The sequence below is a fragment of the Spirosoma litoris genome (genome assembly GCF_054776755.1).
In genome coordinates this window covers 1-1,307 of record NZ_BAAHBI010000095.1, presented here as the reverse complement: position 1 = coordinate 1,307, position 1,307 = coordinate 1, and the positions used below count along the sequence as shown (strand labels likewise).

Genomic DNA, 1,307 nt, shown 5'->3' with positions numbered 1-1,307 from the left:
CTGGTGAGTAGAAGAAGCCAGATCTCTGTCGAAAATGCGTCCTCTCAGGACGACATAGATTTCCGGGTTTTGCCCTGCTCACCTTCTTTCTAAAACTTGAACAAGTACCCAATGGCGCGGTACAACCACGACCAGCAATTATGTGCGAAATTCAGAAAGAGCATTGGCCTTTTGTCTTCATTCTCCTAACCAACTTATCCAATGGAAACTACCTACAAAGCTGTTAAGTATGGGGTCGGCATCGACATGGGTAAAGATGAGTTTCATGTCTGCCTGATGGCGATTGATCTGAACCAACGGCTCAAAATCCGAGCTAGCAGAGCCTTTAAAAACACGACTAAGGGCTTCGCTGAACTTCAACAGTGGGCTAATCACCATGCCAAAGACCACTCCCTGCCGGTACATTATTTGATGGAGGCCACAGGAGTTTACTACGAACAACTGGCCTTATATCTGCATCAGCATCAAGCCCACGTTTGTGTCGTGCTACCCCAGAAAACAGCCAACTATATCAAAGCCCTGGGGATTAAAAGCAAAAACGATAAAGTTGATGCACAGGCCCTGGCCACGATGGCCGCTCAGCAACGGCTTGCGAGCTGGCAACCCATCACTAAAGCCATGTATACCTTACGACAGGCTACGCGACAACATACTCACTTACAAGAACTTAAGACCCAACTCGGCAACCAACTCCTGGCCTTAGAAATAGGTATGTATCAGTCGGTACTGGTGCGCAAACAACTTACTAAGTTGATTGATGAAATCAATAAGCAGTTAGCCGAATGTAGCAAACAAATTGAAAAAGCCATCAATGATAACCCCGACTGGAAGCGCAAAGTCGAGCAGATTTGTGCCATCAAAGGCGTAGGTGTGCTGACCGTAGCGCAAGTGATTACGGAAACCAATGAGTTTGCTTTATTCGAGAACCAGCGCCAGTTGGTGAGCTATGCAGGTTATGATATAGTAGAGAACCAAAGTGGTAAGCGAGTAGGCAAAACGCGGATCAGTAAGCGGGGCAACAGCCGCCTGCGCAGGGCCATGTATATGTCGTCTTTGATGGTGGTGGGCTATGAGCAGAAGCCGTTCGTGGGCTTGTTCGAGCGGGTTTTTGAGCGGACAAAAATCAAGATGAAGGGCTACGTGGCCGTGCAACGAAAATTGTTAACTATCATCTACACTTTGTGGAAAAAAGATGAAAAGTACGTAGCTGATTATGCAAGTGAGGAACGAAAAAAAGTAGCCCCGACTGAGGGGGCTACACAGCATCGGCCGCAAGCGGACGTGCTTGAGAGAGTGAAAATAAGCGA

1 protein-coding gene is annotated in these 1,307 nt (G+C 47.5%); it reads left to right on the top strand.

The genetic code is table 11. The annotated features are described in order from the left end of the window. Positions 1–201: 201 nt before the first annotated feature. Positions 202–1,307, top strand: a 1,106-nt coding sequence (locus ACYVGR_RS37635; RefSeq protein WP_460966082.1) for an IS110 family RNA-guided transposase, incomplete at its 3' end; no start/stop codon positions are given.